Origin of the sequence: Brunnivagina elsteri CCALA 953, assembly GCF_002289455.1 — a bacterium.
Classification (GTDB): Bacteria; Cyanobacteriota; Cyanobacteriia; order Cyanobacteriales; family Nostocaceae; genus Brunnivagina; species Brunnivagina elsteri.
This window is the reverse complement of record NZ_NTFS01000444.1, coordinates 1-5128: the sequence shown is the minus strand read 5'-3', so window position 1 is coordinate 5128 and position 5128 is coordinate 1. Positions and strand designations below refer to the sequence as shown.

4 protein-coding genes are annotated in these 5128 nt (G+C 37.5%); 3 read left to right on the top strand and 1 reads right to left on the bottom strand.

The window, feature by feature from the left end:
* Positions 1-209: 209 nt before the first annotated feature.
* Positions 210-944, top strand: a complete 735-nt coding sequence (locus tag CK510_RS26035; protein WP_095724435.1) for a phycocyanobilin:ferredoxin oxidoreductase — start codon at positions 210-212, stop codon at positions 942-944.
* Positions 945-1284: 340 nt separating this feature from the next.
* On the opposite strand, the gene CK510_RS26030 is transcribed toward CK510_RS26035, so the two are convergent.
* Positions 1285-1479 carry a hypothetical protein gene (locus tag CK510_RS26030; protein WP_095724434.1) on the bottom strand — a complete coding sequence of 65 codons (195 nt, stop codon included), beginning with the start codon at positions 1477-1479 and terminating at the stop codon, positions 1285-1287.
* Between the two features lie 797 nt (positions 1480-2276).
* On the opposite strand from CK510_RS26030, the gene CK510_RS26025 reads away from it, so the two are divergent.
* On the top strand, positions 2277-3695 hold the full coding sequence (locus CK510_RS26025; protein ID WP_095724433.1) for an HlyD family efflux transporter periplasmic adaptor subunit: 1419 nt from the start codon (positions 2277-2279) through the stop codon (positions 3693-3695).
* Positions 3696-3914: 219 nt separating this feature from the next.
* Complete coding sequence (devC, locus tag CK510_RS26020) at positions 3915-5069, top strand: ABC transporter permease DevC (protein WP_095724432.1); 1155 nt, start codon at positions 3915-3917, stop codon at positions 5067-5069.
* Positions 5070-5128: the final 59 nt, after the last annotated feature.

Sequence of the window (5128 nt, the reverse complement as noted above, 5' to 3'; positions counted from 1 at the left end):
AGCCGTTTTCCCACAAAAGTAGTAAACACATTTTCTGCATGAAGTCTTATGGGCAAAAGGGTACAAAGTTAACAGCCTAGTTTAGAGGAGTTACGAGTCGGGGAATTATCTGATTTTTTTGAACAAATGTTTGTTTGTGTTGCGATCGCAATATATTTGTAGCAACGACAGGTAGACTGGCACTAGATAACTGAAGCGCTATTTAAGATATGTCAAAGACTTCTATCCCCTCCCTTAGAGAGCAACAACACCCGTTAATTCGTCAATTGGCTGACTGTATCGAAGCTGTTTGGCATCAGCATCTGGATTTATCGCCGTATAATTTGCCTGCGGAGTTAGGGTATGTGGAAGGCAAGCTGGAGGGTGAAAAGTTAATCATCGAGAACCGTTGCTATCAGACTCCTCAGTTCCGAAAAATTCACCTCGAACTGGCACGCGTTGGGAATATGCTCGATATTTTGCATTGTGTTATGTTTCCCCGTCCAGAATATGATTTGCCAATGTTTGGTTGCGATTTGGTTGGAGGTAGGGGACAAATTAGTGCAGCGATTGTCGATCTTTCACCTGTAAATTCGCACAAGTTGCCACTGTCATACACTTCGGCACTTTCGGCACTTGAACCAGTAAATTTTTCTCAACCTCGCGATTTACCCGCTTGGGGTGATATCTTTTCGGAGTTTTGCACTTTCATTCGTCCTGCAACTCCTGAGGAAGAGGTAATGTTTGTTAACCACGTACGTGACTTTTTGGATATACATTGTAGTAATGCGATCGCATCTCCAAAAGTCGCACCACAGGAAGCAACTGAAATTCTTGCTGGACAACGTAACTATTGTACGAAGCAGCAACAAAATGACAAAACCCGTCGCGTTTTGGAAAAAGCCTTCGGCACTGCTTGGGCTGATCGTTATATGACTACGGTATTATTTGATTTGCCTAGTTAGGCATGTGGGGAATCGGGAATAGGAACATTCCTAATCCCAATACCCAGTTAATTTATTTTATGATTTAAAAATTACATTACTGATAACAGTTTGTATTCAAATTTATGTTTATCTAATCTTTAATTCCGTAAGGGAAAAATAAACCAAATCTTGATAATAGATATATAATGGCAAGGACAGTTCGCTTCAAGAGATAGAACTGCGATCGCTCAACTTTATTTTTCTGATTAGTCATCTACCTTAGAGATTGTCTTGTATACGATTAATTAGACAATTTTAATACCAGTAAAGTGAATTTCAATCTACCTAAATTCAGTTCGATTTTATGTAATCGTTTGCGCTAATAGGGAACACCAAAAAATAAATTACCCCAAATTTTTGTAGGGGTGGGGTGAGTCCACTTGGCGGTGTCGGTTTCCGTCCCCGAAGTTTGCTCAACGCGGGGAACCCGCGCACGCAACTTCTCTTCGTCAAAGTGGCGTTGGCGAAGCCTGCGCTTTGCGCTTACCTGAAAGGTCTCCCCACCCTCACTCATGCAATAATACAATTATCCCGATATATAAGGACTGGGATACCCAGCCCCTACGAATTATAGGATTAGTGGTTATATGATTGGGATATTTTATTTTCTGGAAGTCCCATAAATCAAGTATTTATCGGGTGTAAATTGCTTACAATATCTATAATTTTTACCTCAAATCTATTCTTAAAAATCTACAATTTCTACCTGTAGAAACACTTCAGTATAAATCTCTAGAGGAATTTATGTAGGTTTGTGTGTCTTTTAATTAACAATCATCTTGACTTTATCAATTTAAGAATAATGATTTTATTTAGATAAAGTTAACAACGAGCATACTCCAGATAGAAGCATGATTATGATTGTAAATAATGGCGCAAATACCTGAGATTTGCAATAAAGCTGTAATAAATAAGGATGAAGAAATTGTGTTGTGATTGTTTATGCTTGATGATTAAAATTCATAATTCGATTGTTATAAATTAATTATTAACAGTCAATATTTACTGTTAGCAATATCTAGGTTCATCTTCATGATATTTCCCCTCAAATATGAATGGGGACAGAAATTTTATGTGCATTATCAACTCTACAAACATTCAATAATTCCTAATTTAAATTTTCATCCAAGTTAAAATTTATTTAATTTTACCGATTGATTAGCGATTGCATAACGACCCAACATTAAATTCAATTAGCAATTGTAAACAGGTAATTTTAACCAGTTGCTGGTATTAACTAACAATTTTTAACTCGCTTTTTTGTTCGATCAGCAAATTGAAACTAACAGAAAAACCAACGAGCAACAGATTATGTCAAGGTGGACAGAAGACTCAGTACCAACTGAAAAACCGATAAATCGACGGGAATTTCCCTGGACTTTAGCTGTAATTGTCCCGCTATTAATTACTGGTGGAGTGCTGGGAGTTGCAAAATGGCAGCAAATTCAAAGTCTTAACCAAGCTCCTGTTAGTCAACCTGTTGCTAACAGTGTAAATGCATTGGGACGACTTGAACCACGGGGGGAAGTGATTAGAATATCTGCTCCAAACTCTGGGATAACCTCTTCAGCTAGGATTGAACAAATTATGGTTCAAGAAGGAGAAAGGGTAAGAAAAGACCAGATAATTGCTGTTTTGGATAGTTTCAAAACCAATCAAGCGGTAATGGAAGAGGCAAAAGCAAAGTTACTAGAATCCCGTGCCAATTTGGGTAGTGTTAGAGCTGGTTCTCCAAGGGATTTGCAAGCACAAACAGCTGTAGTTGCCCGTTTACAAGCGCAATTGAAAGGAGAACAGGATGGTCAACAAGCTACAATTAATCGCTTAGAAGCTCAATTACAGGGTGAACGAGTCGCTCAACAAGCAACGGTAGAAAGAATAACAGCAGAATTACGCGGACAAGGCGATAGTCTAACAGCAACAGTAGCGCGATCGCAAGCCGAACAACGTAATGCACAGGTTGATTCGAGTCGTTACGAAAGCTTGTTCCGTCAGGGGGCAATATCCGCACAAGAACGCGATCGCAGAAGATTGAGTGCGGAAACAAGTACAGCACAAGTGACAGAAAATCAAGCACAAAGACGACGGGCTGTATCAACTTTACAGCAACAGTTAGCGGAAGCCCGTGCAAATCAGTCAAAAACTATTGCGATACTGCAACAGCAGATAAATGAAGCCAGAGTAAACCGTAGTAAAACCATTACCACACTGGCAAGACAAATTGACGAAGAGCGTTCTCGATTTGACAAATTCCGTGATGTCGCACCTAGTAATGTTCAGATTGCTCAAGCACAAGTTACAAATGCGATCGCAAATATGCGGAAAGCGGAAGCACAGTTAAATCAAAGCTACATCAAAGCGCCAATCTCTGGGGAAATCATCAAAATCCACACTAAACCCGGTGAAAGTATGGGTACAAGCGGTATTGCTGAAATTGGACGCACTGACGAAATGTTGGTTGTAGCTGAAATTCCTGAAGACAGCATTGGTAGAGTTCGTCTGGGACAAAAAGCCACAGTTCGTAGTGACAATGGTGCATTTAGCGGTCAGTTGCAGGGTACAGTCTCGGAGATTGGTAGAAAAGTCGGTAAAAGAGATATCCTTAACACCGATCCCGCAGCTGATGTGGATGCCAGAGTTGTTGAAGTTAAAATTGCCCTTCCTCGTGAAGAGAGCGATCGCGTATCTGGTTTAACTTTCGCAAAAGTTCTTGTTGAAATTGGAATTTAAATAAGTTGGGGGTTAGAAGTTAGGAGTGAAAATAATTTTGATTTATTAAATCTACTAATTTGCAAATCAAAATATACTTAATTCTCTGGCTTATAACCTCGAATTACTAACTCTTCATTCTTAATTTTTATCTACTCAATTTCAACTTCAAATTGCTATACAAATAGACGACTCACCGAGTCGTCTCTACTTCTAATTCCTAATTCCTAACTATATTAAATGTCTCGTAAAATCCCTTTAGCATGGCTGCAACTTACTCGTGAACGTACTCGACTTTTAGTCGCACTTGCTGGAATTGCTTTTGCTAATATTTTAATGTTTATGCAGCTTGGTTTCCAGGATTCGCTCTATTCAAGTAATGTGCGTTTCCATACCAGCTTGCAAGGTGATATTGTTTTAATTAGTAATCAATCGAGTTCTTTAATCTCGATGAAAAGCTTTTCTCAAAGACGTTTATTTCAAACTTTAGACTTTAAAGAAGTTGAATCAGTTAATCCAATTTATCTGGATTTTACAAGCTTAAAAAATCCAGATACTGGTCATCCTAGAAATATTTTTGTGATTGGATTTAACCCACAATCAAACGTTTTGGATATTTCTGGAGTCCCAGAAAATCAAAAAAAATTGACTTTACCTGATACTGTTTTATATGACAGTGCATCGCGTTTAGAATTTGGTCCTATTGCCAGAGAATTTAATGCTGGCAAATCAATTTTTGCAGAAGTTAGACTTAGGCGAATTAAGGTTGTTGGTTTATTTACGTTAGGTGCTTCTTTTGGTGCTGATGGTAATATTATTACTAGTGATGTGAATTTTTTAAGAATATTTAATCTTCGCCAACAAGGTTTAATTGAAGTTGGTTTAGTAAAATTAAAACCAGGCTCAAATGCTCAAGTAGTTGCTCAAAATATCAGAAAATATTTAGGTTCAGATGTCAATGTAATGACGAAACAAGAATATATTGATTTTGAGCGAAATTTTTGGGCAACTAATACTGCAATCGGTTTTATCTTTACCTTAGGTGCAATTATGGGTTTCATTGTCGGAACTGTAATTGTTTATCAAATTCTTTACACTGAAGTTGCTGACCATTTATCTGAATATGCAACCCTAAAAGCTATTGGTTACAGTCATAAGTATTTATTAAATGTGATTTTACAGGAGTCTTTAATATTAGCATTTTTGGGATATATCCCAGGATTTGGATTGGCTCTATTTTTATATCAAAAGGCTCGTGAAGCGACATTATTACCATTATTTATGACTCTAGACCGTGCCATATTAGTTTTGATTTTAACTTTTATTATGTGTTATTTATCTGGAGTTATTGCCGTGAGAAAACTTAGTGCAGTTGACCCTGCTGATATTTTTTAGAATCGGGATTTAGAAATATTATAAGGAGTTATAAATTATGAATTAGAGATTAGTAATTA

Excerpts from the sequence above, each read along its gene's own strand:
- CK510_RS26035 (WP_095724435.1), top strand. The coding sequence starts at position 210 with ATGTCAAAGACTTCTATCCCCTCCCTTAGAGAGCAACAACACCCGTTA.
- CK510_RS26030 (WP_095724434.1), bottom strand. The coding sequence starts at position 1,479 with ATGAGTGAGGGTGGGGAGACCTTTCAGGTAAGCGCAAAGCGCAGGCTT.
- CK510_RS26025 (WP_095724433.1), top strand. The coding sequence starts at position 2,277 with ATGTCAAGGTGGACAGAAGACTCAGTACCAACTGAAAAACCGATAAAT.
- devC (WP_095724432.1), top strand. The coding sequence starts at position 3,915 with ATGTCTCGTAAAATCCCTTTAGCATGGCTGCAACTTACTCGTGAACGT.